At 56.7% G+C, this 23690-nt stretch carries 22 protein-coding genes; 10 read left to right on the top strand and 12 right to left on the bottom strand.

Features of this window, described 5'->3' with window-relative positions:
* The first annotated feature begins 2 nt into the window (after nucleotides 1-2).
* The 4 genes from trpCF to ACRAWE_RS06350 all read left to right on the top strand — a co-directional run bounded on the left by trpCF (nucleotide 3) and on the right by ACRAWE_RS06350 (nucleotide 3934).
* The gene (gene trpCF / locus ACRAWE_RS06365) at nucleotides 3-1364 is read left to right on the top strand and encodes a bifunctional indole-3-glycerol-phosphate synthase TrpC/phosphoribosylanthranilate isomerase TrpF (protein WP_432525571.1); all 1362 of its coding nucleotides are present in this window, start codon (nucleotides 3-5) and stop codon (nucleotides 1362-1364) included.
* 41 nt (nucleotides 1365-1405) lie between these two features.
* Nucleotides 1406-2596, top strand: coding sequence for a tryptophan synthase subunit beta (gene trpB, locus ACRAWE_RS06360; protein WP_049242960.1), 1191 nt, complete (start codon nucleotides 1406-1408; stop codon nucleotides 2594-2596).
* A complete protein-coding gene (gene trpA, locus ACRAWE_RS06355) occupies nucleotides 2596-3402 on the top strand; it encodes a tryptophan synthase subunit alpha (protein ID WP_063918443.1) in 807 nt (268 codons plus the stop codon). Before trpB ends, trpA begins: the two co-directional genes overlap by 1 nt.
* Before the next feature lie 217 nt (nucleotides 3403-3619).
* On the top strand, nucleotides 3620-3934 hold the full coding sequence (locus ACRAWE_RS06350; RefSeq protein ID WP_016927515.1) for a BON domain-containing protein: 315 nt from the start codon (nucleotides 3620-3622) through the stop codon (nucleotides 3932-3934).
* Nucleotides 3935-3976: 42 nt separating this feature from the next.
* Here ACRAWE_RS06350 and ompW read toward each other — a convergent pair whose 3' ends face one another.
* The gene (gene ompW / locus ACRAWE_RS06345; protein ID WP_019452715.1) at nucleotides 3977-4609 is read right to left on the bottom strand and encodes an outer membrane protein OmpW; all 633 of its coding nucleotides are present in this window, start codon (nucleotides 4607-4609) and stop codon (nucleotides 3977-3979) included.
* Between the two features lie 286 nt (nucleotides 4610-4895).
* On the opposite strand from ompW, the gene ACRAWE_RS06340 reads away from it, so the two are divergent.
* Together ACRAWE_RS06340 and ACRAWE_RS06335 are read left to right on the top strand one after the other, a co-directional pair.
* Nucleotides 4896-5336 carry a YkgJ family cysteine cluster protein gene (locus tag ACRAWE_RS06340; protein WP_025159790.1) on the top strand — a complete coding sequence of 147 codons (441 nt, stop codon included), beginning with the start codon at nucleotides 4896-4898 and terminating at the stop codon, nucleotides 5334-5336.
* 34 nt (nucleotides 5337-5370) lie between these two features.
* Entirely contained in the window at nucleotides 5371-6123 is a 753-nt protein-coding gene (locus ACRAWE_RS06335; RefSeq protein WP_019452717.1) for a YciC family protein, read from the top strand.
* A gap of 52 nt (nucleotides 6124-6175) precedes the next feature.
* On the opposite strand, the gene ACRAWE_RS06330 is transcribed toward ACRAWE_RS06335, so the two are convergent.
* Entirely contained in the window at nucleotides 6176-7879 is a 1704-nt protein-coding gene (locus ACRAWE_RS06330) for a SulP family inorganic anion transporter (protein ID WP_063918444.1), read from the bottom strand.
* Between the two features lie 221 nt (nucleotides 7880-8100).
* Here ACRAWE_RS06330 and ACRAWE_RS06325 point away from each other — a divergent pair, with 221 nt between their 5' ends.
* Both ACRAWE_RS06325 and yciA read left to right on the top strand, forming a co-directional pair.
* Nucleotides 8101-8640, top strand: coding sequence for a septation protein A (locus tag ACRAWE_RS06325; protein WP_019452719.1), 540 nt, complete (start codon nucleotides 8101-8103; stop codon nucleotides 8638-8640).
* 76 nt (nucleotides 8641-8716) lie between these two features.
* Nucleotides 8717-9145, top strand: a complete 429-nt coding sequence (gene yciA / locus ACRAWE_RS06320; RefSeq protein ID WP_004932085.1) for an acyl-CoA thioester hydrolase YciA — start codon at nucleotides 8717-8719, stop codon at nucleotides 9143-9145.
* A gap of 71 nt (nucleotides 9146-9216) precedes the next feature.
* On the opposite strand, the gene tonB is transcribed toward yciA, so the two are convergent.
* Together tonB and ACRAWE_RS06310 are read right to left on the bottom strand one after the other, a co-directional pair.
* Entirely contained in the window at nucleotides 9217-9960 is a 744-nt protein-coding gene (gene tonB, locus ACRAWE_RS06315) for a TonB system transport protein TonB (protein WP_063918445.1), read from the bottom strand.
* A gap of 235 nt (nucleotides 9961-10195) precedes the next feature.
* Nucleotides 10196-10849 carry an epoxyqueuosine reductase QueH gene (locus tag ACRAWE_RS06310; protein ID WP_019452723.1) on the bottom strand — a complete coding sequence of 218 codons (654 nt, stop codon included), beginning with the start codon at nucleotides 10847-10849 and terminating at the stop codon, nucleotides 10196-10198.
* Nucleotides 10850-11024: 175 nt separating this feature from the next.
* Between ACRAWE_RS06310 and ACRAWE_RS06305 the strand changes: the two genes are divergently transcribed.
* A complete protein-coding gene (locus ACRAWE_RS06305) occupies nucleotides 11025-11321 on the top strand; it encodes a YciI family protein (RefSeq protein WP_063918446.1) in 297 nt (98 codons plus the stop codon).
* A gap of 142 nt (nucleotides 11322-11463) precedes the next feature.
* On the opposite strand, the gene ACRAWE_RS06300 is transcribed toward ACRAWE_RS06305, so the two are convergent.
* Entirely contained in the window at nucleotides 11464-14961 is a 3498-nt protein-coding gene (locus tag ACRAWE_RS06300) for a phage tailspike protein (protein ID WP_432525129.1), read from the bottom strand.
* A gap of 108 nt (nucleotides 14962-15069) precedes the next feature.
* Here ACRAWE_RS06300 and ACRAWE_RS06295 point away from each other — a divergent pair, with 108 nt between their 5' ends.
* Entirely contained in the window at nucleotides 15070-15393 is a 324-nt protein-coding gene (locus ACRAWE_RS06295) for a hypothetical protein (protein ID WP_432525128.1), read from the top strand.
* Nucleotides 15394-15411: 18 nt separating this feature from the next.
* Here ACRAWE_RS06295 and ACRAWE_RS06290 read toward each other — a convergent pair whose 3' ends face one another.
* From ACRAWE_RS06290 to ACRAWE_RS06260, 7 genes are read right to left on the bottom strand one after another with little or no spacing between them, the layout of a single operon-like run.
* Complete coding sequence (locus tag ACRAWE_RS06290; protein ID WP_432525127.1) at nucleotides 15412-18096, bottom strand: lytic transglycosylase domain-containing protein; 2685 nt, start codon at nucleotides 18094-18096, stop codon at nucleotides 15412-15414.
* Nucleotides 18096-19484, bottom strand: a complete 1389-nt coding sequence (locus tag ACRAWE_RS06285; protein WP_432525126.1) for a phage DNA ejection protein — start codon at nucleotides 19482-19484, stop codon at nucleotides 18096-18098. Before ACRAWE_RS06285 ends, ACRAWE_RS06290 begins: the two co-directional genes overlap by 1 nt.
* A 9-nt stretch (nucleotides 19485-19493) precedes the next feature.
* Nucleotides 19494-20144: a DNA transfer protein gene (locus ACRAWE_RS06280; protein WP_432525125.1), complete on the bottom strand. Its 651-nt coding sequence runs from the start codon at nucleotides 20142-20144 to the stop codon at nucleotides 19494-19496.
* Complete coding sequence (locus tag ACRAWE_RS06275) at nucleotides 20138-20599, bottom strand: DUF2824 family protein (RefSeq protein ID WP_432525124.1); 462 nt, start codon at nucleotides 20597-20599, stop codon at nucleotides 20138-20140. Before ACRAWE_RS06275 ends, ACRAWE_RS06280 begins: the two co-directional genes overlap by 7 nt.
* On the bottom strand, nucleotides 20599-21255 hold the full coding sequence (locus ACRAWE_RS06270; RefSeq protein ID WP_432525123.1) for a phage tail protein: 657 nt from the start codon (nucleotides 21253-21255) through the stop codon (nucleotides 20599-20601). Before ACRAWE_RS06270 ends, ACRAWE_RS06275 begins: the two co-directional genes overlap by 1 nt.
* A gap of 3 nt (nucleotides 21256-21258) precedes the next feature.
* Nucleotides 21259-23055, bottom strand: coding sequence for a packaged DNA stabilization protein (locus ACRAWE_RS06265; RefSeq protein ID WP_432525122.1), 1797 nt, complete (start codon nucleotides 23053-23055; stop codon nucleotides 21259-21261).
* Entirely contained in the window at nucleotides 23027-23536 is a 510-nt protein-coding gene (locus tag ACRAWE_RS06260; RefSeq protein WP_432525121.1) for a packaged DNA stabilization gp4 family protein, read from the bottom strand. Before ACRAWE_RS06260 ends, ACRAWE_RS06265 begins: the two co-directional genes overlap by 29 nt.
* Nucleotides 23537-23690: the final 154 nt, after the last annotated feature.

The raw sequence follows: 23690 nt of genomic DNA, 5'->3' as shown, positions 1-23690 counted from the left end.
TGATGCAGGAAACCGTGCTACACAAGATTGTCCGCGACAAAGCGCAATGGATCGCGGCGCGACAACAGCAACAGCCCCTGGCCGGCTTTCAGAATGACATCGTACCGAGCGAACGCAGCTTCTACCACGCGCTGCAGGGCACCCGGACGGCTTTCATTCTCGAATGCAAGAAGGCCTCGCCTTCCAAGGGACTGATTCGCGAGAACTTTGATCCGGTGGAGATCGCCTCAGTCTATAAAGATTTCGCCTCGGCGATCTCGGTGTTGACCGACGAGAAATACTTCCAGGGCAGCTTCGACTTCCTGCCGCTGGTCAGTCAAACCGTCAGCCAGCCGGTGTTGTGCAAAGACTTTATCATCGATCCGTATCAGATTTACCTGGCGCGCTACTATCAGGCCGACGCCATCCTGCTGATGCTGTCGGTGTTGACCGACGAACAGTACCGCCAACTGGCGGCGGTGGCCCACAGCCTCAATATGGGCGTGCTGACCGAAGTGATCAGTGAAGAAGAGCTGCAGCGTGCGATCGCGCTGGAAGCGCGGGTGGTTGGCATCAATAACCGCGATCTGCGCGATCTGAGCATCGACCTGAACCGCACCCGTCAGTTGGCGCCGCGCGTGCCGCACGGCGTGACGGTGATCAGCGAATCGGGCATCAACAACTACGGGCAGATTCGCGAGCTGAGCCACTACGCCAACGGCTTCCTGATCGGCAGCGCGTTGATGTCGGAACCCGATCTGCGCGCCGCCGTGCGCCGCGTGATCCTCGGTGACAACAAAGTGTGCGGACTGACTCGCCCGCAGGACGCCGCCGCCGCTTATCAGGCCGGCGCCATCTACGGCGGGCTGATTTTCGTCGGCCGTTCACCGCGCTATGTGGATATCACCCGCGCCCGTGAAGTGATCTCCGGCGCGCCGCTGAAGTACGTCGGCGTATTCTGCGACGCCCAGCTCGATACCGTGGCGTTGACCGTTGAGCGTCTCGGCTTGCAGGCGGTTCAGCTGCACGGTGCGGAAGACCAGGCCTATATCAGCGCCCTGCGCGCCCGTTTGCCGGCCGATTGCCGCATCTGGAAAGCGCTGAGCGTGAAAGATCGGGTGCCGGCGCGCGATCTGCAGCATGTCGATCGCTATCTGCTGGACAACGGCGCAGGCGGCACCGGCCAACGCTTCGACTGGTCGGTATTGCAAGGCGAAGACCTGACTAACGTCATGCTGGCGGGCGGCCTGCGCGCAGACAACTGCGTTGAAGCGGCCAAGCTCGGCTGCGCCGGTCTGGACTTCAACTCCGGCGTGGAAAGCGAACCGGGCATCAAAGATCCCGCGCGCCTGGCATCGGTTTTCCAAACCCTGCGCGCCTACTGAATATGGCTCTACATTAATAACGGATAATAACGGGAACTCTCATGACGCTGCTTAACCCCTACTTCGGCGAATTTGGTGGCCAATACGTGCCGCAAATTCTGATGCCGGCCTTGAAACAACTGGAAGAAGCCTTTGTCAGCGCTCAGCGCGATCCGGCGTTTCAGGCAGAATTTATCGATCTGTTGAAGAACTACGCGGGCCGCCCAACGGCGTTGACGCTGTGCAAAAACCTCACCGCCGGCAGCAACACCAAGCTCTATCTGAAGCGTGAAGATCTGCTGCACGGCGGCGCGCACAAAACCAACCAGGTGCTGGGCCAGGCCCTGCTGGCCAAACGCATGGGCAAAACCGAGATCATCGCGGAAACCGGCGCCGGTCAACACGGGGTCGCCTCCGCGCTGGCCTGCGCGTTGCTCGGCCTGAAATGCCGCATCTATATGGGTGCCAAAGACGTCGAGCGCCAGTCGCCGAACGTGTTCCGCATGCGGCTGATGGGTGCGGAAGTGATCCCGGTGCACAGCGGCTCCGCCACGCTGAAAGACGCCTGCAACGAAGCGTTGCGCGACTGGTCCGGCAGCTATGAAACCGCGCACTATATGCTCGGCACCGCCGCCGGCCCGCACCCGTATCCCACCATCGTGCGTGAATTCCAGCGCATGATCGGCGAAGAGACCAAAGCGCAGGTGCTGGAGCGCGAAGGCCGTCTGCCGGATGCGGTCATCGCCTGCGTCGGCGGCGGCTCCAACGCCATCGGCATGTTCGCCGATTTTATCGATGACGCCGAAGTGGGCCTGATCGGCGTGGAACCCGCCGGTCTGGGCATCGAAACCGGTCAGCACGGCGCGCCGCTCAAGCATGGCCACGTCGGCATCTACTTCGGCATGAAAGCGCCGATGATGCAAACCGACGAAGGCCAGATTGAAGAGTCCTATTCGATCTCCGCCGGGCTGGACTTCCCGTCCGTCGGGCCACAGCACGCCTACCTGAACAGCATCGGCCGCGCAGAATACGTGTCAATCACCGACGACGAAGCGCTGGAAGCGTTCAAGGCGCTGTCGCGCCATGAAGGCATCATCCCGGCGCTGGAATCTTCGCACGCCCTGGCGCACGCGCTGAAAATGATCCGTGAAACGCCGCAGAAAGAGCAGATCCTGGTGGTCAACCTGTCCGGCCGCGGCGACAAAGACATATTTACCGTTCACGACATTTTGAAAGCACGGGGAGAAATCTGATGGAACGTTATCAGCAACTGTTCACGCGTCTGGAAAGCAGCAAGGAAGGCGCATTCGTCCCGTTCGTCACGCTGGGCGATCCCAACCCGGCGCTGTCACTGCAGATTATCGACACCCTGATTGAAGCCGGCGCAGACGCGCTGGAGCTGGGCATCCCCTTCTCCGATCCCCTGGCGGACGGGCCGACGATCCAGAACGCGACGCTGCGCGCCTTCGCCGCCGGCGTCACCCCGACCCAGTGCTTCGAGATGCTGGCGGCCATCCGCCAAAAGCACCCGACCATTCCTATCGGCCTGCTGATGTATGCCAATCTGGTGTTCCATAAAGGCATCGATGCGTTTTACCAACGCTGCGCCGAAGTGGGCGTGGATTCGGTGCTGGTCGCCGATGTGCCGTTTGAAGAGTCTGCGCCGTTCCGCGCCGCCGCCGCGCGCCACGGTATTGCGCCGATCTTCATCTGCCCACCGAACGCCGATGACGAACTGCTGCGTGAAATCGCTTCGCACGGCCGCGGCTATACCTACCTGCTGTCGCGCGCCGGCGTAACCGGCACCGAAAGTCGAGCGCAGCTGCCGCTGCATCATCTGGTGAACAAGCTGCGCGAGTACCACGCCGCGCCGCCGCTGCAGGGCTTTGGCATCTCCGAACCGGAGCAGGTAAAGGCCGCGCTGCAGGCCGGCGCCGCCGGCGCGATCTCCGGCTCGGCCATCGTCAAAATCATCGAACAGCACCATGCCAACCCGGCGGAGATGCTGGCTAAACTGGCGACCTTCGTCAGCGCGATGAAGCACGCCACCCGGGCATGATCGTCTTTGGCGAGCGCCCTGCCGGCGCTCGCTTTAACAGCTTGTTTCCCTTCAAAGTTTGTTCCATTTATTTATCGCAAAAATTTGAACAAACCGCCGTCTTGTCTCACAATGAACTTTGTTCGCTATGCATTTCTTCGTTTGATTTGGGGAATGCGCTCGCTGCGGCTAAAAACCGTAGCGAATTTCAACCATAACATTGCATGGAGAGTAATTTATGAAGCTGTTTAAAACCCTTTCAGCCTTGTGCATGGCAGCCGTTGTGGCGGTCGCGGTGAGCGCTTGCGCGCCGACGGCAAAATCAGAGGGAACGGGCGGTTATATCGATGACACCGTAGTCACCACCAAAGTGAAATCGGCGTTGCTGGCGGATAAAAACATCAAGTCGCGCGAGATCAGCGTGGAAACCTTTAAAGGGCGTGTACAGCTTAGCGGCTTCGTGACATCCAGCGATGACGCCAACCGTGCGGTGCAGGTCACACGCGGCGTGGCCGGCGTGAAATCGGTTGAAAACGTGATGCAGGTTAAATAATACCGACAGGGAGGCCTTGCGCCTCCCTGCTTGCGGCTTTGATCAGAAGCGGTAACCCGCCCCGAACATGAACACCCACGGATCCAGACGCGTATCGAAGCTGTGGTGACCGCCATTCGCATCGTTGAAGCGAGTTTTGGTTTCGATATTCATCCACCACACCGACATGTTCAGCATCCAGTGTTCATCCAGGTTGTAATCCAGACCGGCCTGCGCCGCCACACCCCAAGAGTCTTTCAGATCGAGGTTGCTCAACCCGGCACTTTTACCGTAGTCGTTGAACTTCTCGTCGAAGAAGGTGGTGTAGTTAACGCCGACGCCCAGGTAAGGACGCAGTTTGTCCTGCTTGTCGCCGAAGTAGTATTGCGCCATCAGCGTTGGCGGCAGTTGGTGAACGGTCGCCAGATCGGTTCCGCCTAGCGTCACCTTGTGGCGGAACGGGGTTGCGGCCAACAGCTCAACGCCAATGTTGTCCGTCACCATATACCCGAAGGTCAGGCCGAGCTGGGTGTTGTTTTTCGCATCCAGCGAACCTAAGCCCAGCACGTTGTCCGACCCCGCATTCGGGCGTACCGTCGCGGTACCCGCGCGGAACAGGAAATCACCAGCCTGATGCGCACTTGCCAACATAGGCGCCATCATCGTCGCCAATACCACCAGAGTTGTCTTTTTCATTATCCATTCCATTTGTGTGGTTAATCTCTCGGGGAGGAATATACCTACTTTCGGGTATTTGTGATCCCATCGAGATCACATCTTATGTGTAAAAATTTAAAATCCTACTAAAAACAAGGTTACCTAACCGCTTAATAAATCAAGGATTGATCTGCATCAAAAAATCGATTTTGTTGCAAATTATCTACATGTTCAAATTTCAGTTGCGGAGAAAAATGCGGCTGAGGTAATTTCATTTTCCGTGTTGGTTTTGGTTGGTGCCGTAAGGAGTCGGCGGGCAATCAAGATGAGCGAAATCCTTAATCCCTGTGTCAGCTGCGGCGCATGCTGCGGTTATTTTCGAGTGTCATTCTATTGGGCCGAAGCCGAAGACGGCGGCGGCACCGTCCCTCTTTCCCTAACGGAGCCTTTGACCCCGTTCCTGCGCTGCATGCAGGGGACCAACAGCAAGTCCCCACGCTGTACCGCACTGGACGGCGAGATCGGCACCGCCGTGTCCTGCTCGATCTACCTCAATCGGCCCAGCCCGTGCAGAGAGTTCGATCAGTCCGGTGAAAACGGCCTGCGCAACGAAGCCTGCGATCGCGCTCGCGAACGTTACGGCCTGCCGCCGTTGCCGGTGCCCTTGCCGCTTTCGCTGCCTGAGACGACGATCGTTGAAGAAATAGGCGTAGTGCAATTCGCGGGGTGCCACAGCGGCGTGGAACAGGGTACAATCACCCACTGATTTATCTCTGTTTTCCCGACGCCAAGGAGTCTGCATGCCTATCACGGCCAACGCTTTGTACCGTGACAGTTTTAACTTTTTACGCAACCAACTGGCCAGCATCCTGATGCTGGCGCTGTTGACGGCGTTTATCTCCGTGCTGCTGAATCAGGCCTTCAGCCCCGATGCCGAACAGTTGGCGACGCTCGCGGCCACCACCAGCGATTTCGCCTCGTCTACCGGCATGGGCATTCAGGAAGTGATCCAGCAGATGACGCCGGAACAGCAGATGGTGCTGCTGAAAGTGTCGGCCGCCGCCACCTTCTCCGCCCTGGTCGGCAACGTGCTGCTGGTCGGCGGGATGCTGACGCTGATCCGTCTGGTGTCGCAAGGGCAACGCACCAGCGCCCTGCGCGCGCTCGGCGCTTCGGCGCCCGATCTGCCTCGCCTGTTGCTGCTGCTGTTTATCTGCACCCTGCTGATCCAGCTCGGTCTGACGCTGTTTGTGGTGCCGGGCGTGATCATGGCGATCGCCTTCGCGCTGGCGCCGGTGATCGCCTCCGTCGACAAAAAAGGCGTGTTCGCTTCGCTCAAGTTGAGCAGCAAACTGGCCTTCGCCAATGCGCGCGTGATTGTGCCGGCGATGATGCTGTGGCTGGCGGCCAAGCTGCTGGTGCTGTTCCTGGTGAGCCATCTGTCGGTGCTGACGCCGAACGTCGCCAGCGTAGTGTTGACCGCGTTGAGCAACCTGGTGTCCGCCCTGCTGCTGATCTATCTGTTCCGTCTGTATATGCTGCTGCGCGGCTAAGGCCGGCGCCACCAAAACCCAAGGGGCACGCTTCGGCGCGCCCCTTTTTTGTTTACCCCGCCGTGGCGGCTTCCGCCTGCTCCTTACTCTGAATCAGCTTCAGCGCCAGATACAGGTCCGGCACCAAAATCAGCTCTTTGTCACGCCCCAATCGGTTGATGCGGAACCAGCGCGTCAGCTCGGTGCGGCGCCCCGCCAGTACCAGCTTAACGTTACGCTGCAATAGGTCGCGTTTCAGTTCGTCGATGGCCGCCAGTACGCTGATGTCGGCATGGGTAAAGCTGGCCACCGCGTCCACCACCACCCAGCGCGGCTGGAACGGCGTGCCGTCGACCAAATTGAGGATGCGGCGTTTAAAATACGCCACGTTGAAATAGGTTAGCGGCGAATTGAAGCGGTACATCATGACGCCAGGCACCGCCTTCACGCCATTGTTGTTGCCCATGGAATGGATCATGCCTTCGTCGTTGACCCCCAGCAGCTGTTCCGTCGGCCGGAAGACGGTGCGCAGAAACTGCATCAATCCGAGCAAGACCGCCAAGCCGATACCGCTGATCACCCCCACCAGCAGCACGCTGAGGAAGGTAAACAGCGCCAGGCGGAAAGCCTGAGCGTTGCGACGGCGCAAGACCCAGATGCCGCGAATGTCCAGCAGCGACCAGGCCGCATACATCAGCACCACGCCCAATCCCGCCACCGGAATAAACTGCAGCGGCGCCATCAGGAACAGCAAGACGAAGGCGATTACCGCCGCGGCGATGATCGACACCAGTTGGCTCTTGCCACCGTTGGCGTCATTCACCGCGGTACGCGAGTCCGCACCGCTGATGGCGAAACCTTGCGACAGCGCCGAAACGATATTCACCAGCCCCAACGCGCGAAACTCGGCGTCGGCGTTGACCTCATAACCGTTCTTGGCGGCGAAGCTGCGGGCAGTAAGCATCATGCTGACAAAGCTCACCACCGCCAGGTTGAGCGCCGGGATCACCATGTCGCGCAGCAAACCAGGCTGAAAGTCCGGCCACTGGACGATCGGCAACACGCCGCTGAAGCCACCCACCGTCACCACGCCATGCTGCTGCAAGCCGCCGGCCCAGGTAACGAACGCCGCCAGCACGATGGCGAACAGCGGCGCCGGCCAGTTAGGCCGCCATTTTTTGAATCCAAGCAGCGTCACCAACGTCAGCAGCGACACCGCCATCGTCAGCCAATCGCTGTGCAGCAGGTTACCCGGCAGCGCGTAGATGCGTTCGATCAGCTGCGCCTGATGCACCGTGAACCCCAACACCTTGCCGATTTGATCGACGATAATGGTCAGCGCCACGCCGTTCAGCAGCCCGCTGAGGATCGGCCGCGACAGCAGATCCGCCAACGCCCCCAGCTTGAACCGGCTGGCCAGCAGGCACCATCCCCCCATCATGGCGGTCATCATGATGGTCAGTTGCCAATGGCGTTCCATATTGCCCGCCGCCAGCGGCGTCACCACCGCGGCGATCACCGCACAGGTGGCGGCGTCGGGCCCGACGATCAGCTGGCGTGACGAACCGAACAGCGCATAGGCCACCATCGGCAAGATACAGGAATAGAGCCCGACTACCGGGCTGACGCCGGCCAGCTCGGCGTAGGCGATGGCCACCGGCAAGGCGACGGCGGCAACGGAAAGACCGGCGCGAATATCCGGCTTGAGCCAACCGCGTTGATACCCCAATAAATGCGTCAAACCAGGCGTCAGGGCCTGGAGAGATTTCCACTGCATGCTGTTTTCCGCGGTAAATTATCTGGTTATTATGACACTTACTATGCGACCTGCGGCCGACTCTGGCAATGCAACCGTGCTTTCTTGCGTAAGTTTATGCAAATTCCTGCTTTCGCGGCAGAAATCCGCCGGCCAAACGCCGATAATCGGCAACGTCCGGCGGTACACAGAGCCCGCCGAATCCGGTATAGTCGGCCGATGAACAGATGATGGATTGATTTATGAAGCAGTTTCTTGATTTTCTCCCGTTGATTGTCTTTTTCGCTTTTTACAAGCTGTACGACATTTACGTCGCCTCTGGCGCGTTGATCGTCGCCACCGCACTGGCGCTGGTGTTCACCTGGGTGAAATACCGCAAGGTTGAGAAGATGACGCTGATCACCTTCCTGATGGTGTTGGTGTTCGGCACTCTGACGCTGGTGTTCCACAACGATTTGTTCATCAAGTGGAAAGTGACGGTGATTTACGCGCTGTTCGCGCTGGCGCTGCTGATCAGCCAGTGGGTGCTCAAAAAGCCGCTGGTTCAACGCATGCTGGGCAAAGAGCTGACGCTGCCGGACAAAGTGTGGAGCAACCTCAACCTGGCCTGGGCGGTCTTCTTCCTGGCCTGCGGCCTGGCGAATATCTATGTCGCTTTCTGGCTGCCGCAAAGCGTCTGGGTCAATTTCAAAGTCTTTGGCCTGACGGTGTTGACGCTGGTATTCACCCTGCTTAGCGGTATCTATATTTACCGGCACATGCCGGCAGAACAGAAAAAATAGTTACAAATTTGTTAATGCCTGCGGCGCTTGCCGCGGGCAGTATGAAGTGATTCCCTCCTTTTAAAAGCAGACTGCTATGACACAACAACGACCTTTACCCAGCGGCGAGCTGGTGCTGCGCACGCTGGCGATGCCGGCTGATACCAATGCCAACGGCGATATCTTCGGCGGCTGGCTGATGTCGCAAATGGATATCGGCGGCGCCATCCAGGCAAAAGAGATCGCCGAAGGGCGCGTGGTGACCGTACGCGTAGACGGCATGACCTTCCTGAAACCGGTGGCGGTAGGCGACGTGGTTTGCTGCTATGCGCACTGCATCCGCACCGGGCGCAGCTCGATCACCATCAATATCGAAGTGTGGGTAAAGAAAGTCTCTTCCGCTCCGATCGGCCAGCGCTATCGCGCGACAGAAGCGGTGTTCACCTATGTGGCAGTCGATGCGGAAGGCAACTCGCGCGCGTTGCCAGAGGGTAAAATGAATTTCCGCGTCGGCTTCGAAGAGTAAGCCGGCGGAGATACCGCAAATGCAAAAAGGGTCGCCGAGGCGACCCTTTTTTTCTTTGGTGGTGACCGAACTCAGTTCAATTCGGTCGTGCCGTTCAGCTTGAAGCGGATAGTCACGGTGCGATCTTTCGCTTCCTTGGCTTCATACCGCCATTTGCGCATCGCCTGCTTCACTTCACGCTCAAACATATTGCGCGGTTCCGCCGACAGGATGCGCACGTTGCTCACCCGGCCGTCGCTGTCGATATCGAACTGCACTCGCACATTACCTTCGATCTGCAAAGCCTGGGCTCGCGGCGGATAGAGCGGGTTAGCGCGGCTGATCGGCCTTGGCCCAACCTCGCGCGAGTTGCCCTGCACCGGCGCGGCAGGCGCCTGTTTCACCGGCGCTTTGTCGATCGGCTTGGCCGGCGAATCGTTGTTGAACGGCGACGGCTCGCGCGGCTCGACTTTCTTCGGCTCCGATTTAACCGGTTTTTCTACCTTCGGCTTTGGCTTAGGCTTCGGTTTCGGCTTGACCGGCTCCGGCTTCACGATCGCCTTTGGCGGCGGCTCCACAATGGGTTCCGGTTCTGGCTCCGGCTCAGGTTCAACCTGCGGCGGTTCCGGCTCGGCCGGCGCCGGTGGCGGCGGTTCGGCCATCGCGGCGGTGTTGACCATCATGACGCTGATCGGCGCGTCCTCTGGCTTCGGCAGCTCCACCACTTCCTTTACCGAAGCGTAAAGCAACCCCGCCACCAGGGCGCTGTGCAAGCCTACGGACAAAACAAAAGGCACGGATATACGGCGATTAAGGAACATCTTTTTTAGCGGCATAATGATTCTGTTTCCTCTGGTTCGCCAAGTTTAAATGCAAATAGCAATCATATTCAATAACGAAAGGCAAACTATCGCTTTAATCGTCAGTATCCGCAGCGAAAACCAGCAAACTCATAAGGATATTAACCTGGCCGTTGCTTTTTAACCGCCGAATCAACACGCTTCATTAACGTTTGGCCGAGCGCTAAAAATAAAAAACCCGCCGTAGCGGGTCGATTGCGGTGATTAAGCGTTATTCTTCATCGCCATAGTAGAGCACGCCCAGCTTAATCAGCGGCCGCCCCTGCGCTTTGCGATGCAGGTTGGTGTCGCGCAGCGAATAGACGCAGCCGCAGTATTCCTGCTGATAGAAGCGTTCGCGTTTGCTGATCTCTATCATGCGCGACGAACCGCCCTTCTTGCGCCAGTTGTAATCCCAATACACCAGATCGGGATACTTTTCCGCCGCCCGGACGCCGCAGTCGGTGATCTGCTGCATGTTCTTCCAGCGCGAGATACCCAGCGAGCTGGAGATGGTGTCGTAACCATGCTCATGCGCATACAGCGCCGTGCGCTCGAAACGCATATCGAAGCACATGGTGCAGCGAATGCCGCGCTCCGGCTCATGCTCCATCCCTTTGGCGCGAGCGAACCAGTTGTCGGTGTCGTAATCGGCATCGATAATCGGCACCCCGTGCTGCTCGGCGAAACGGATATTCTCTTCTTTGCGCAACAGATACTCTTTTTGCGGGTGAATGTTGGGGTTATAGAAGAAAATGGCGTATTCGATCCCGGACGCCTGGATCGCTTCCATCACCTCGCCGGAACAGGGCGCGCAGCACGAATGCAGCAGCAGTTTGCTTTTGCCCGCAGGCAAATCGAGTTTTTCCCTTACCAGTTCCGTCATATCCTCACCTCAATGGCATATCAGTTTAAGCGCGCCGCACTATACGAATAAAAAGTAGCGGCTTCAAGGCATAAGCGCCAATCCGCCGGGAAATTCGCCGCGCGCCGTTCCCCTGCCGCGTCTTTTGCGCTACCTTGATAGCACCGTTTTATAGCCATGATTTTAAAGGTGAAACATGCTTTATCTGATCTACGCGCAAGACGTCCCCAACTCGCTGGAAAACCGCCTGGCGGTGCGCCCGGCGCATCTGGCGCGCCTGCAGGCGCTGCGCGACGCCGGCCGCCTGGTGGTCGCCGGCCCTAACCCGGCTATCGACAGCAACGATCCCGGCGCCGCCGGCTTTACCGGTTCAACGGTGATCGCCGAGTTCGCTTCGCTGGCGGAAGCCCAGACCTGGGCGCAGCAGGATCCCTATATCGCCGCCGGCGTCTACGCCGACGTGACGGTGAAACCGTTCAAGCAGGTGTTCTAAATTTTAATTTAAACCAATAAAAACAAAAATATAAATACAAAACATCATCAAAAATTAAAAATAAACACGCTTTTATGTACACTTTATAAAAGCGTGTTTCCCGTTAAATAGCAGTCAGCCGGGGTCCATCCCGGCGTAATTTTTAAAGATGCCAGGCCGAGATAACACCTCCAACTAAAGCATCAGCCCACTGTGCGGCACCGAGATCGGTCGGGTGAATGTCATCGTTGAGCGCCACTTGCACCACTCCACCGGGTAGCGTTCCAACTGCTGTTTCACGCCAGCCATATTTCGCAGACATGAAGGCCCACGCCGGTGCTTGCAGGATGTTCTGTGTCTCACGGCCATCAAATTTGATGATTTTTTGCATGATGTACGGCGTGTACGTGCTCCAATCCCGCTCACTCGTCCAGCCGATTGAGTGACTCGATACAACAAAACGGCATTGCGGCAACACAGCTTTAAACTTCGTGATCATGAAATCCTGCGCCGCTGCTACATCCGCCGCAGCGTAGCCACGCCACCGGTCGTTTACGCCAAGTTGCAGAACCACGACCAATTTATCCGCAGCAGTCAATCCACGCGCCGCAGCCCACGCTGCCACATCGAAAATGTGGTACGACGGTAGGTTTGGGTTATCTGCGTATGACTGGCCGCTGTATGCCGTGTCATAGCACCATTGCGGCCAACTGGACTTGTCGTTTGCATCAGCAATTTTCAGGAATGGGTTTGTGAACTGTTCCTCGGCTCTGCGCCCCATATATGAGAACGTAGCCCAGCCGGCACGCCCCTCGAACGGAATACCCTCAATCGAGTACATCCCCACGCCCTGGTAAACGGATCCGGTGCTGTTCACTGCGCGGTAGAGCCACGGCACGCAAATAGAACCATGACTATCCATCAGCGCACAGACTTTAATGGTTTCAGCTACTACCGGAGTCGCAACTCGAACAGCTGCCGATTTGCGGAAAACGTTAGCTGTATCGTCAGCACGCGCGTTAACTTCAATCGTTGTTCCGCCGATCTCTTCCGGCTTGAACGTCACATCAGGCAACGCGCTTCGCAATACGGATGGTTTACCAGCTGCAGGCGTGCTGCTGATCGCCATGTTCGCACCACTCAGCCACTCTCTCACCCCGCTGATAAAGTTCTCGCCATATAGTGTTACCGGCCGCGCTGCCAGCAGGCACAGTGAACTCGGGAACATCACCCCGGTGCTCTGCTGCACGCCGCTATCGCTGCTGGCAGCCAGCTCATTATATGCAGCAGTGGACGAGATGAACTTACCGTTCACCGCCAGCAGCGATACAAACGCTGTTCCGCTATATGCTGGCTGGGTTCGTGAGTAGATGACAATGCGATCTGCCTGCATCCCCGCGGTTGTCGCTAAATCTACCGAACGAGCCTCACCATCGGTCACGATTGGGGTTTCAACGCCGGCCCAGTTGGCGCCGTCGCCAGAGCGAAGACGAATGAAGGTGTTAGTGCCGTTAGATTTAACACTGTAGCGAACACGCAGAGTTGCGCTCGCAGGCTGCTTAGGCATCGGCACGGAAACTTCTGCGTACGCGGTGCCAGGCGATGAGAATGTCCATGAGTTATTTGATGTTGCACTGAATGCACTCATACCAGCATTTGCAACTGGCTTACCATTTTCAGCGAAAGCTGCAGAGCCAATGATGGAGTCAGCCAAGTTGCTAATAGCCAACATTTGCGAGTCGATCGCACCGCCCTTCACGATCATCCAGATAACACCGGAACTGGCCGCAGTAGCTTTGGTATACATGACGATAGACGTTGCATTCGCTGTAGCCGTTAGAGTAACAGCCGATACAGCAGCGTTTTGAGTTAGCGATACTTCATCGCTGGCCCAATCCGTAGCACTGCGCAACCGAATAAACGGCAGACCGCCAACGGTCGATTTAATGCGGAAGTACACAGTGACACTCTGACCTGCGCTAACAGTAATCGCCGATCGCGCTTCGCCATATTTGACTGTGTTCGTTGCATACGTCAGCTCATTTTTACCGGCTACAGCAAGAACATCGAAGACATTATTTTTCCATGAGTTGACATACCCCACGCCAAAGTCTTCGCGAGGCATCCCCTCCACAGCAGACATCCCGGAGAAATAAACACCGCCAACAGACATCAGCCCCAAAAACCCACTCCCGTCGAACGCGGTGGCTTGTGCGCGGGTGTAGACCACAACTGTGTCTACAAGGTAGCCAGCAGTGCTGGGGACATTCAGCGTGCTGCTTACTCCATCAGTAGACAGGATGGTCTCAGCGCTAGCCCAGGCCGCTTTACTCGAGTCATAAAGCCGGATATATGTCCAGGCCGAGTTTGAAGAAAGCCGGGACTTGAATGAGAAAACTCCGCCCGAGGCGATCGGCATCATTGAGATGCGAATCTCAGCATAACCAGTGCCGGTCGCTGAATACGAGAATGTGTTGGGTGATGATGCAAAAAACGATGAAAATCCGCTGGAAGTTAAATCCTTTTCTGCAAATACACGCGCTCGCTGCGATTCGTTAACAGAACTTACCATGGCCGACGTGAACGAGTTCTCCTCGCCGTAGTTCAAGAACATGAATAGGTTGCAGTCTGTCGTGCTGCCGTTAGCGTTATAGATGCGTATTTGATTCGCGTCTGCGGTTGCCGTTAGCGTGGCTTTCAGGAGCCCTTTGCTAGGAATTAACTTCACTGCATTGCTTGCCCAATCTGCGCCACGCAGTTGAATGAACGGGGCCGTTCCACCATTCAAATCAAGCTGATAATAAACATCTACAGTATTGCCGGTAGCAACCGTTGAAATAGTACCAACCGCCTCTTGATAAGTGGCTGATGTCGCTGCGAAACTCATCCGGTTTTGGTTAGCAGCGTAGAACGTATTGAAGCCGGAGTTTACCCAGCCAACAGGCCTGCCGACGTATACGTCAGTTTTGAAGTTCTCACCCGTGAAAGTTGCAACACCAGACACGTTTTGATATTTGGCTGCCACCACCCCTGGCTGATTGGAGTACACAAGGAAGAATGCGCCCGCGGGTATTTTCCCGTCGTTAATGTCTTGTTGTGCGGCGGCAACCGACTGGTACATCCCCGGAGCCATAGATGCAATATCAGCATAGTGTTTTGCGTCGTTCTTCGCTGAGATCGCCTCGTTTTTGGCGGCAATAGCCGCATCTCTCGCGGCCAGAGTGGGAGCGTTAGCAGTGGTGTCGATGCGGGTTATAGTTTTTGTTAGCGTGCCATCTTTTGTGCCAATGAAGTCACTACCGTCAGGGGAAGCCAAAAGCCCCAAAATCTGACTAGAATTTGCCTCGATTAGGTCTGAAAAATAGAACTGCTGAGCACCATCTGCATCCAGCACCGCCATGCTGTAGTTGCTGTTCGTGGTGAACTTTGAAACCTGACCGTTATAAACCGGATAACCACCGGAGTTGGTCAGAATTGGCTGAGATACTGGCGTATCGCCGGTGGGTCCAGCCACGTAGACCTGAACCTGGTTTTCAATGATTGTCGGATCTGTACCAGGGCGACCCACAAAAATCTGACCGTTGGAAATACCCTTGAACGCCCGAGCCTCACTGAATGCTGCTGTTGGCATGGAAATCACTACGCCGTGCTTGTCGGCCATATTTTTACTCCGCCTGGATTTTGGTCAATAAAAAACCCGGCGCGCAGGCCGGGTTGTTGGTGTAATATCTTGTTACTTTGTCGTTACCGAAAATGTACGGGGGGATTTATGGAAATTGTAGCTATCGCGCTGCTTATAGCTTTCTTGGTGCTCGTTGCCCAGTTGGGGCAGATAATTTCCTTACAGAAGAAAAGCATCAGTGAGACAAAAACAGTGGCTGCATGTCTAGACGAAGTAAACCGCAATTTAGGACGGCATACTGAATCTGTATTCGACGCTGCAGATCAGTTGAAAAACAGCGTAGAGTCCATAGAGTTAAAAATCAGCGACATAAAATACGTTATGGACGTAATTGAAAAATACAGCCTGCCAGATAGAGAGCAGAGAAAAGTATTAGACCAAGTAAAGATCGACAACGAAATTTATCGGTAGGCCATCCTTGGCTGGTGGTTAATATTCCTTGCCGTCGGCCTCTCCTGAAAGCCAGCCGATAATACCAACTCTCGCGATCGCCTGCTTCTCCTCGCGTGTAAGCGTTCGGAAGAACGATTTCCACGCAGGGGAATTGGCGATACGCGCTTCCATTTTCCGGTTGATTACCTGCTGCCCTTCCTCCGGTAACTTGCCCCCTTTCGCCTGTTTAACGACCGACCTGAATTCAGGCGATGCCAACAGACGATCCGCAGCAACGCTACGCGCCGGACGGGCGGCCTCCTTGGCTGCCATGCCCGCTACGGCGCCATAGCTCAACGTCGGACCGACGACAGGAATGTGGCCTAACACCGTGGTGGCTAACGCACCTTTGCCATGACGGTAAATTTTGTCCAGCGTGCCGCCTTTTGCATCAAACTGCTTGATGAAAGCGTTAAGCCTACCAGTTTGGATACTGCTCTCTCGCGCCTGGCGCACTGCCTGGGATACGGTGAAAAGATTCCGTAGTTGATTGGCAGTACGTGCTCCGAGCTCACGCTCGACCATTGGCAGAGTTCCGGAAGACTTCATCCCCTGATACCAGTCCACAAACCCCGGTAGATGGAATTCGTTCTCCTTGCGACTGCCCTGGCTGAATGCATCGCGCAAAGATGTAGCCACAACCTCCCGCCGGATCCGTGGCGAAGGGATATCCTGCTGCAGTGCCCGAAAGCCTTTCGCGTCACCCTTTGATAGATTGCGGATGGCCAACGCTGCTTTTGTGCCAATATCTCCGCGCAGGTCTTTGCCGAGCAGCCCAGTTAGCGCGTCTTCCATCGTTGTGCGAACCCCGATCAGCTTCTTGGCAGCCTGCCATTTGTCACCCATACCCGCAGCGACGACCGCCTGCTCCTGATCCGCTGTCAGGTTCGCGTAAAGCTGTTTCAGCGCCCCCGTCTCTTCGTCGCGGAATGGACCCGAGTTCTTACCGATCGCCTGTCCGATCTGCTTGCGGATGTTGTCCAACCGCGCATAAGTCGGCGCAGTAGCTTCAGTGCCAACAGGAGCAACAGCGTTATAGACCCGTTTTTCCATCGTTGATAGGTGCTCAGCGCCTCCCAGCTCGTCCGCTTTGCCGTCCAGATAGCGAATAATGTTGTTGGCTTCTACGGTCTGCCCCTTGGGGATGGCGGCGGAGATCTGGTTATAGAGCTGGTCAGATTTGTTTTGAACAGTGGCAATGCCGCGCTGGAACGAAGACAAAAACTTGTCATTCATCGCAGCTTTATCCGGCAGCGCGCCGGCGGCGTCCGTAAGATCAGTGGCCTGTTTCGCGATCTTGGTGAGCGCCTGGTTTTCCTGCGCCGCCAGCTGCGAACCAGGAACGGATTTCAGCGCCTGTTCGAAATCGCGATAGGCCTGATTACCGGATACATGCGACAGCAGCAAGTCGTCTTCGCGCAGCCCCAACTGCTTGGCGGCGTCGATAACATCTTGCCGCGGGGCGACATCGCGCGCAGCGTCTGCCATCCGCGGCGCAGTCTCTCTATCAGCGGCAGCGCCAACACGCGCGGCCACATCCTGCACACCTTGCTCGGGTGGCATTACGGATGCCTGTGCTCCTGGAGGAGCAGATACGGCCTGTTCTGGCGTTGCCGTGGCGGTCACCCTCGCGGCCCCTTCGCGCTGCGCAGCGTTGCGAATAGCGCCTGCAGCGCGCCCACCGGCGGCCAGCAATCCGCGCCCAATCACGCTGCCTGCCAGACCTGTGGCAAGGTTGCCCGACAGAGCGTTATTCTGGGTGGACTGCGCAATCGCACCGGGTAGGTTTTCCGCCAGCATATTCGCCGCTTGCGTTGCGATACGCTCAGCGCGGCCTGCGCCAGCTGTAGAGGCCAGCGCCGCTGCGGTCCGCTCAGCGCCGAGGCCAGGAATCAGATACGGGCCGACCTCCGCCCCTAACTGCGCATAGGGGTCTGTAGGCCGCATGCCCCCTGGCAGGCGTAACTGCATAACCTGGTCTTCGGCCGGTACGCCAGCAGCGCCGAGCGCAGTGTTAACCACCTGCCCAGGGATATTGGCGACGTTCACAGCGCTTTGCGCCAAGCCCCGCCCGGCCTGCTCAAGGTTCTCTGCAAAAGTCGGCTCTGGCGCCGCCTGTGCCCACGGTTGCGCCGCCTGCTGTGATAGCTGGGCCAGCTCACCTTCTCCACCCGGCTGAGCGGCGGCTTGCGTCCACTGCGCGAAACGCGGGTCGGTGACATAGTTAACCGTCTCCGCTGGAATTTGCGTTTTCTCACCACGCATAAATTTCCGCACATTGCCGGGGCCCCAGTTATAGGCGGCCAGAGCGTCGGTAACGTTGCCGTGCGCGTCGAGCATTTGTTTCAGATACCGGCCGGCGGCCTCAACCTGCAGCGCCGGGTTGCGTTTCAGCTCGTCAGGATCGTACCCCATGTCGCGCGCCGTATCAGGCATCACTTGCCCCAGACCGATGGCCCCTTTCGGACTGATAGCCTTCGAGTTACCGCTGCTCTCCTTGCTGATCACCGCGCTGAGCAGGCCCGCCGGGAGCCCGAAACGCTGCTCAGCCGCAGAAACAATATCGCCACCGGTTTGCGGTGGCGACTGTTCGGCCTGCGGCTGCTGGTATTTTGCCCACGGCCCCTCAGAGGGTGGCGTGTCCGCCGGCGTGCTTTGATATTTCTCCCAAGGGCCTGCCATTAGTTCTTTCTCCAGCTGTTAGGATTACTCGGGTCACCGCCGATGAACGTATAGCCGCCCTCGGTATACCCGGCTCGTGGTGCCGCAGTGCTGCCGCCAGTTTGCCCTGCATTGAACGTGTCGATTTTCTGCTGGTACGTATCGACTATTGGCTGTTGTTTTTGCAAATAGTCGGCTTGACGTTGCAGTATCTTCTGCCAGTTATCGACCGCGGCGCGCGCAGCATTGGGCGACATGTTCTGGTTGATGGCCAGAAATGCCCGTGCGGCCGCCTGCCCTTCGGAATCCGAAACCGGGCCGGTGCCTTTCATCCCGATAACCCCCATCAAACGTGCCTGCCCCTGCATCTGCTCTATTTTTGCCCACGCATCTGCGGACGGAGAGCCAGGGATTAGGGAGTTAACTTTGCCGCCAAAACCGAATACTCGATCAAAATCTTCGGGTTTGATGTTGGAGTCAGGTTGTCCGTCGCCCCCGGCAGGGGCAATGCCTTTAACCTGGTTTACAGTCTCTAGCATACTGGCAACATTATTAACGTTGCTTTTATGTGAGCCGACGTAATCCTGCATTTTCTGCACGGCCGCCTGCTGCGTAGCCTGAGATTTCGCGCTGTTCTCGCCAGCCTTCAAACTCAGTTCCAGCTGCTTATTAGCATTATCCGCCTGGTTCTTCTGAGCGGTCAGGTTCAGCTGCTGTTGGCCTTGGTTTAACTGCCCCTGCTGATAGGCTGCCTGCTGCTGCAGCCGCTGCTGCCCCAGATTCAGGTTTGCCTGTGCGATTTGGCCAGTCTGCTGAAGCTTGGCGTTGTTCGCCTGGAGGTCGAAATATTTGTCTGGGCCGAGCGAGGCGATCCCCAAATGGTCCACGAACTGGCCAAAGCCCCCCGGATTTTGCTGGTACATCTGCGCCACATCGGAAGGATTTACGCCGACACGCGTCAGATCACCAGCGTTTTTTTGCAGCCACTGCCCCATTGCTTCAGGACTTTGCGACGCCAGACGCGCTGACGCCGCCAGACTGCCGACGGTATTACGCTGATCTTCATCGACGAAGCCCATGCCGTTGCGCACGGCCTCAAACTGTTCGGGGTATTTGGCGACCAGCCCACGCATGGCGCCACGATCGCCCGACGCATAAGCGTTCGCGTAATCCTGCTGGAACGCCTTCTGGCGCTGTACCTGCTCACCCTGCTTGTAGCTGTTGAAAATGGAGCCAGCCGCGCCAGCCAACTGCATGCCGAGGTTGTTCTCCCCTGCTCGCTCGCGGTCGTTGTTATCGCGGATCAGACTCAGCGCGGTGTTAGCATCGCTGGCCTGCGGAGCATTATCATTATTGGTGCCGATGCCAGCCAATAGACCGCCGGCGTTACCCTGTTGCCACGTTGCCATGATCACCCCTTAAAACAGTGAGCCAAGTGCGCCAACCCCCGCGCCAATCGCAGTACCCCACCCTGGCATAATCGCAGTACCGGCGGCTGCCCCCGCAGCAGCGCCTTGGAGGGCACCGCCGAATTTTGACGGTCTGTTAGCATTGGCAGCCGACAGCGCCGCTTGCTGCTGGAGCAACTGGCCTGTGTTGTTCGCGTAGGATTGGCCTGCGTTGGCCTGCCCCTGCAGCGCGCCTAGGCCGATATTGGCAAGGTTCTGGTAATTGTTCATCTGCCCGGTGAGCCAGTTCTGCCCCAGCATAGGGGCGATCGCCGCCAAGCCGTTACTTGTAGCAGTCGAGCCTAACACGCCGGTTGCTTCAGCGGACGCCAATTGCTGATAGCGAGCCTGATCAGCAAGGTCTTTAAACTGCCCTGAGTTGTAGTAACTGTCGAGCGCCTGCTGTTGCCCGCCGAGCGAGGACAGATTCTGCAACTGGGTAACATACTGCTGTGCCAATGGCGTGAACGGCGCCAGGTTCTGCATGTTGGTCTGCCACATTTCGCGCTGCAGCGCAGTAGCCTCCCGATTAGCATCGGCCGCCGCGCCGGCGCCGTTATCGCCGCCTTTGCAGTACACTGCGCGATCACGGACTTTGTTCATGAGCTGGAAAATTAGCATTTTTGCATGTCCTCATACTGCGAGCGTTTGAGCTGATACAGTGTTACACCAACTGGTTTTCCACCGCTGAGATAGGCATCTTCCAGGCGCCCCACACGCGTGGCACCCAACAGGCGGATGATCGCGCGCCCGTATTTTGTGGTGTCTGGAACCATCGTGATGCTGTTCGTGAATGGCGAATTTGCCAGGAGCCAGCGGCAGAATAGCCGGTGACCGTCTAACGCATACTTACCGCGAAACCCCGGGTCGTAGATTGCATGACATTCGACAACGCTTTGCCAGAACGCGCGCACCTCGTGCACCCCGACCAACATTACCCCCTCATAAACGCCGAGGTAAACTGCATCAGGCTTGATGAAATAGCGATCGCCGTCGTCAACGATATTGCCGGTATTGGCCTGGTCGTTTAGAAACGCCTGCAACCGCACCGGGTTATCAATTAATTTAATTTCCATCAGTCAATCATCCCGTGAGCGCGCGCCATATCCTCCAGCGCCTTTACGCGCTGACGGGTCTCTTTCAGCGCATCGGCCAATGCCTTAATTTCAGCTTGCGAGTACGTGACCCCAGCAGAGAATGCCGCGTCCGCGTCAAACCCACCGAGAAACGCGGTACCCGTCGCCGCAGTCCAGCCGGTTTGGCGTGGGCCGACGACTTGAACTCCACCCACGCTGTAGGACAAAGCGACATTTAAGGGGCTGGACAGCGTCTGAGGAGCAGTGACCGACTTAGATATGTAATCAGCCGAGATCAACTCAATGGCATCGCCTTGGGCGGCGATATCATTTTCCGCCGCCGTCAGGCGTTGCCCCTGACTCGTGATTTCACTCTCAGCCCGGGAAAGGCGTTGCCCGTGGTCGGCAAGGGTACGCTCTGCAGCTCCAATCCTCTGAGCATGCTGGTTCAGCACCTTGTCCTGATCGTCATTCTTTTGCTGAGCGTCATAAGCACCGCCAGCGGCTTGGTTTGCTTTTGCAGCGGTGTTTCCTAGGTCAAAGCCGGATTGAATAACGTAGAGTTTGTACGCCTGCGAAAACCCGAGAGGGAGAATAGACGCATCGACACGCACCTGCTGGATTTCAACAGGCGTCTTTAATTTGTCATCTGCCATAAGTTATTCCGCTCGTATACTGCACGCCGATAAGGACACAGGAGCGCCGGTTACTATCCGAATCCTGAAGCCGATGTTTTTCCTTACCCTTCCGCATCGCTGCCATACGACACGCCTGTTGAAATCGAAAGGCGCATTCCAAGGGATGGTTTTTTCCTGCCCGTAACCCACCCCGTCAACACTGGCAGAAATAAATAACTTCTCTGCGTATTGAGAAACTCCTGATGAAGATTCGACTTCAAAGTCAAAAATGCGCGCATTATCTGCTTTGAATAGCGGGGTATAAAGAATGTGTTCAGTTTTAGTACCGTACTGCGCTGAGCTATCGAAACGTAGCCGGCCTGTGCGAGGTTCCGACTTATCAGCTACGGTTATCGTGTCGCTATCGAATATGTAATCGATGGCAGTGTGCGGACCGCCCATTGATTCACCTGTCGTAAGCACGGCCCATTGCTGGCCATTCCGGGAGGCGGTTGCGTCGTAGCAAAGCACATGCTTCGGTAAGTGGATAAGCAGGAGTTCATGCGAATCGAATCGAACAGCTTCCATAACTGCTTTAGCAAGCTCCCCTCCAGGATATTCTCGGATGATCTTTTCGATTGTTGCAGTGGCAATCGGCACTGCTTGGCCTGAGTTAACCGTGTAGACCGAAGGGGCCCCGCACGCAGGGTGGCTGAGTATTGCGAATGTTTCGCCAAAAGCACACTTGCAAAATACACCTGCAATTCCCTTGTTAACCATAAGCGACGGCTGAGCGACATAGATAGGAGAAGATGAATCTGATGCGCCGGTAAGGCTAAAAAATTCGGTTGTAGTTGTTCCAAAGGTCACAACAAAATCGCGCCATGCCGCCACTCCTTGAATCCCGTCAGGCTGTGATTCTGCACTATAGAATGGTCGGTATTGGTCAGGGTGAGACTCGTCTTCAAGGTCGGTAACCCCGAACGTATTTGTTCCATCCTTCACCCAAATATACCTGCCACGATTTCGACAGATATCGCGCGTATAGCCTATTTCATACTGCGCATACACCCTAACCACTTCAGGAACTATTTGCACCGCCTTGAAAGTTGTAGCATCAACAATGCTTTCAGCTGGCGCCCCTTCAGGCTGATTAGGGTTGAAGGTGTAGGTGATTTTTACCGTTTCACCATCAGCCTTTGTCCCTGTCACTAAAAGGTCTGTTAGATATGGGGTGCCTTCAACTGGCTTTGCTTGTGACTGAGTGACGTTCCACATGAACTCAGGAACGTCAATTGTTGTGCCTACACTGCCGCCAGCAGTTTTCGGGGTAATAGTGATGGTGGTCTCACCATCGATATCGTCGACAGTAAAATGGATAAAGTCGTCGTTGCCTGCGGTATGAGTCCATTCTTTAACTGTGCGGGTATACCCTTCTTTCTCGACGATGCGCTCTGGCCAGTTGTCCAAAACCTTATCGGTACCATCATACCGATATAGAGTCATCACACCCTCAGCCGATACTGCGTGGCTAGTTGTGCTGTGCGCTAAACCGACCCGTTCAGAACCTTCTACGTCACCTCTGATTTCCTCACCTTTGTATAGCTTCCCGCCGGCGACTCTGTATGGCAGATTTTGCACTGTGTTAAATTGAGCGCCACGAGACGCCCCAGCAACATCAGCAGCTTTTTCAATGCCGGGGTACGAGCGGAGATAACCGGCGGCGTTCAGGACTTCTTTCGGCGTCGCCAACATGTTGACAGGCAGTTGGTCGACATAATCCGCATTGCGGTAGTCTTTACCCAGCCCTTTAGCTAACGGTAGTTGGATCGTCGGCATCGTCATCACCTTTACGATGGAAATAGTGGTGGCCGTTATAGGTCGGGATCCGGTTACCGGAGCCGATAGGCATCCGGTTCGGGTAGCCAGCTTCGCGATAGACTTTTTTCGCGCGCTTTAGCGCCGAGGACTTGACCAGCAGCTCCTTGCCGTAGCGCGCAGTAGTTACTACTTTAGCCCGTGGCTCGATCTCGTAATCGGGCGCGATGCGCAGCGCCAGGTTGTGGTACACCGCGCTGAGATGTGCCGTTTTCAGTCCGTGGTCTTCACCATCCATCGCCTGCTTGCCGTCGGCAGCAAACTGATAGCCGATATCAATGCCCACCGCCGGATCCTCGCGCCACTCGGCCATCATCATTTCGAGGTCATTCACGCCATCTTCAACAGACTGCGGTTCGACGTCGGTCAGCGTGGCGTTGGAGGCGATGCCAATTTTCCGCAACGCAGCAAGCACCAGATCGCCTTTTGTGGTCAGGTTCATGGTCACCGCCTACCCGTGATTAAACGAATTCGTCTGCGTCTTCAGACGGGGTTTTGCTTTTGCGCTGCTTCTTAACCGGCTCTGGCTCTGGCTCTGGCTCTGGCTCTGGCTCTGGCTCTGGCTCTGGCTCTGGCTCTGGCTCTGGCTCTGGCTC

Origin of the sequence: Serratia sp. BFP-2025, from assembly GCF_050880365.1 — a bacterium.
GTDB classification, from domain to species: Bacteria; Pseudomonadota; Gammaproteobacteria; order Enterobacterales; family Enterobacteriaceae; genus Serratia; species Serratia surfactantfaciens.
This window is presented reverse-complemented; position numbering and strand designations above follow the sequence as displayed.

Bases quoted from the DNA above. Each gene is read 5' to 3' on its own strand.
- ACRAWE_RS06340 (WP_025159790.1), top strand. From the start codon at position 4,896: ATGAGCGAAATCCTTAATCCCTGTGTCAGCTGCGGCGCATGCTGCGGT.
- trpCF (WP_432525571.1), top strand. From the start codon at position 3: ATGCAGGAAACCGTGCTACACAAGATTGTCCGCGACAAAGCGCAATGG.
- trpA (WP_063918443.1), top strand. From the start codon at position 2,596: ATGGAACGTTATCAGCAACTGTTCACGCGTCTGGAAAGCAGCAAGGAA.
- yciA (WP_004932085.1), top strand. From the start codon at position 8,717: ATGACACAACAACGACCTTTACCCAGCGGCGAGCTGGTGCTGCGCACG.
- ACRAWE_RS06260 (WP_432525121.1), bottom strand. From the start codon at position 23,536: ATGAACCTGACCACAAAAGGCGATCTGGTGCTTGCTGCGTTGCGGAAA.
- ACRAWE_RS06350 (WP_016927515.1), top strand. From the start codon at position 3,620: ATGAAGCTGTTTAAAACCCTTTCAGCCTTGTGCATGGCAGCCGTTGTG.
- ACRAWE_RS06330 (WP_063918444.1), bottom strand. From the start codon at position 7,879: ATGCAGTGGAAATCTCTCCAGGCCCTGACGCCTGGTTTGACGCATTTA.
- ACRAWE_RS06300 (WP_432525129.1), bottom strand. From the start codon at position 14,961: ATGGCCGACAAGCACGGCGTAGTGATTTCCATGCCAACAGCAGCATTC.
- ACRAWE_RS06285 (WP_432525126.1), bottom strand. From the start codon at position 19,484: ATGGCAACGTGGCAACAGGGTAACGCCGGCGGTCTATTGGCTGGCATC.
- ACRAWE_RS06265 (WP_432525122.1), bottom strand. From the start codon at position 23,055: ATGCCGACGATCCAACTACCGTTAGCTAAAGGGCTGGGTAAAGACTAC.
- ACRAWE_RS06280 (WP_432525125.1), bottom strand. From the start codon at position 20,144: ATGCTAATTTTCCAGCTCATGAACAAAGTCCGTGATCGCGCAGTGTAC.
- ACRAWE_RS06275 (WP_432525124.1), bottom strand. From the start codon at position 20,599: ATGGAAATTAAATTAATTGATAACCCGGTGCGGTTGCAGGCGTTTCTA.
- ACRAWE_RS06270 (WP_432525123.1), bottom strand. From the start codon at position 21,255: ATGGCAGATGACAAATTAAAGACGCCTGTTGAAATCCAGCAGGTGCGT.
- ACRAWE_RS06305 (WP_063918446.1), top strand. From the start codon at position 11,025: ATGCTTTATCTGATCTACGCGCAAGACGTCCCCAACTCGCTGGAAAAC.
- ACRAWE_RS06290 (WP_432525127.1), bottom strand. From the start codon at position 18,096: ATGGCAGGCCCTTGGGAGAAATATCAAAGCACGCCGGCGGACACGCCA.
- ACRAWE_RS06310 (WP_019452723.1), bottom strand. From the start codon at position 10,849: ATGACGGAACTGGTAAGGGAAAAACTCGATTTGCCTGCGGGCAAAAGC.
- ompW (WP_019452715.1), bottom strand. From the start codon at position 4,609: ATGAAAAAGACAACTCTGGTGGTATTGGCGACGATGATGGCGCCTATG.
- trpB (WP_049242960.1), top strand. From the start codon at position 1,406: ATGACGCTGCTTAACCCCTACTTCGGCGAATTTGGTGGCCAATACGTG.
- ACRAWE_RS06325 (WP_019452719.1), top strand. From the start codon at position 8,101: ATGAAGCAGTTTCTTGATTTTCTCCCGTTGATTGTCTTTTTCGCTTTT.
- tonB (WP_063918445.1), bottom strand. From the start codon at position 9,960: ATGCCGCTAAAAAAGATGTTCCTTAATCGCCGTATATCCGTGCCTTTT.
- ACRAWE_RS06295 (WP_432525128.1), top strand. From the start codon at position 15,070: ATGGAAATTGTAGCTATCGCGCTGCTTATAGCTTTCTTGGTGCTCGTT.
- ACRAWE_RS06335 (WP_019452717.1), top strand. From the start codon at position 5,371: ATGCCTATCACGGCCAACGCTTTGTACCGTGACAGTTTTAACTTTTTA.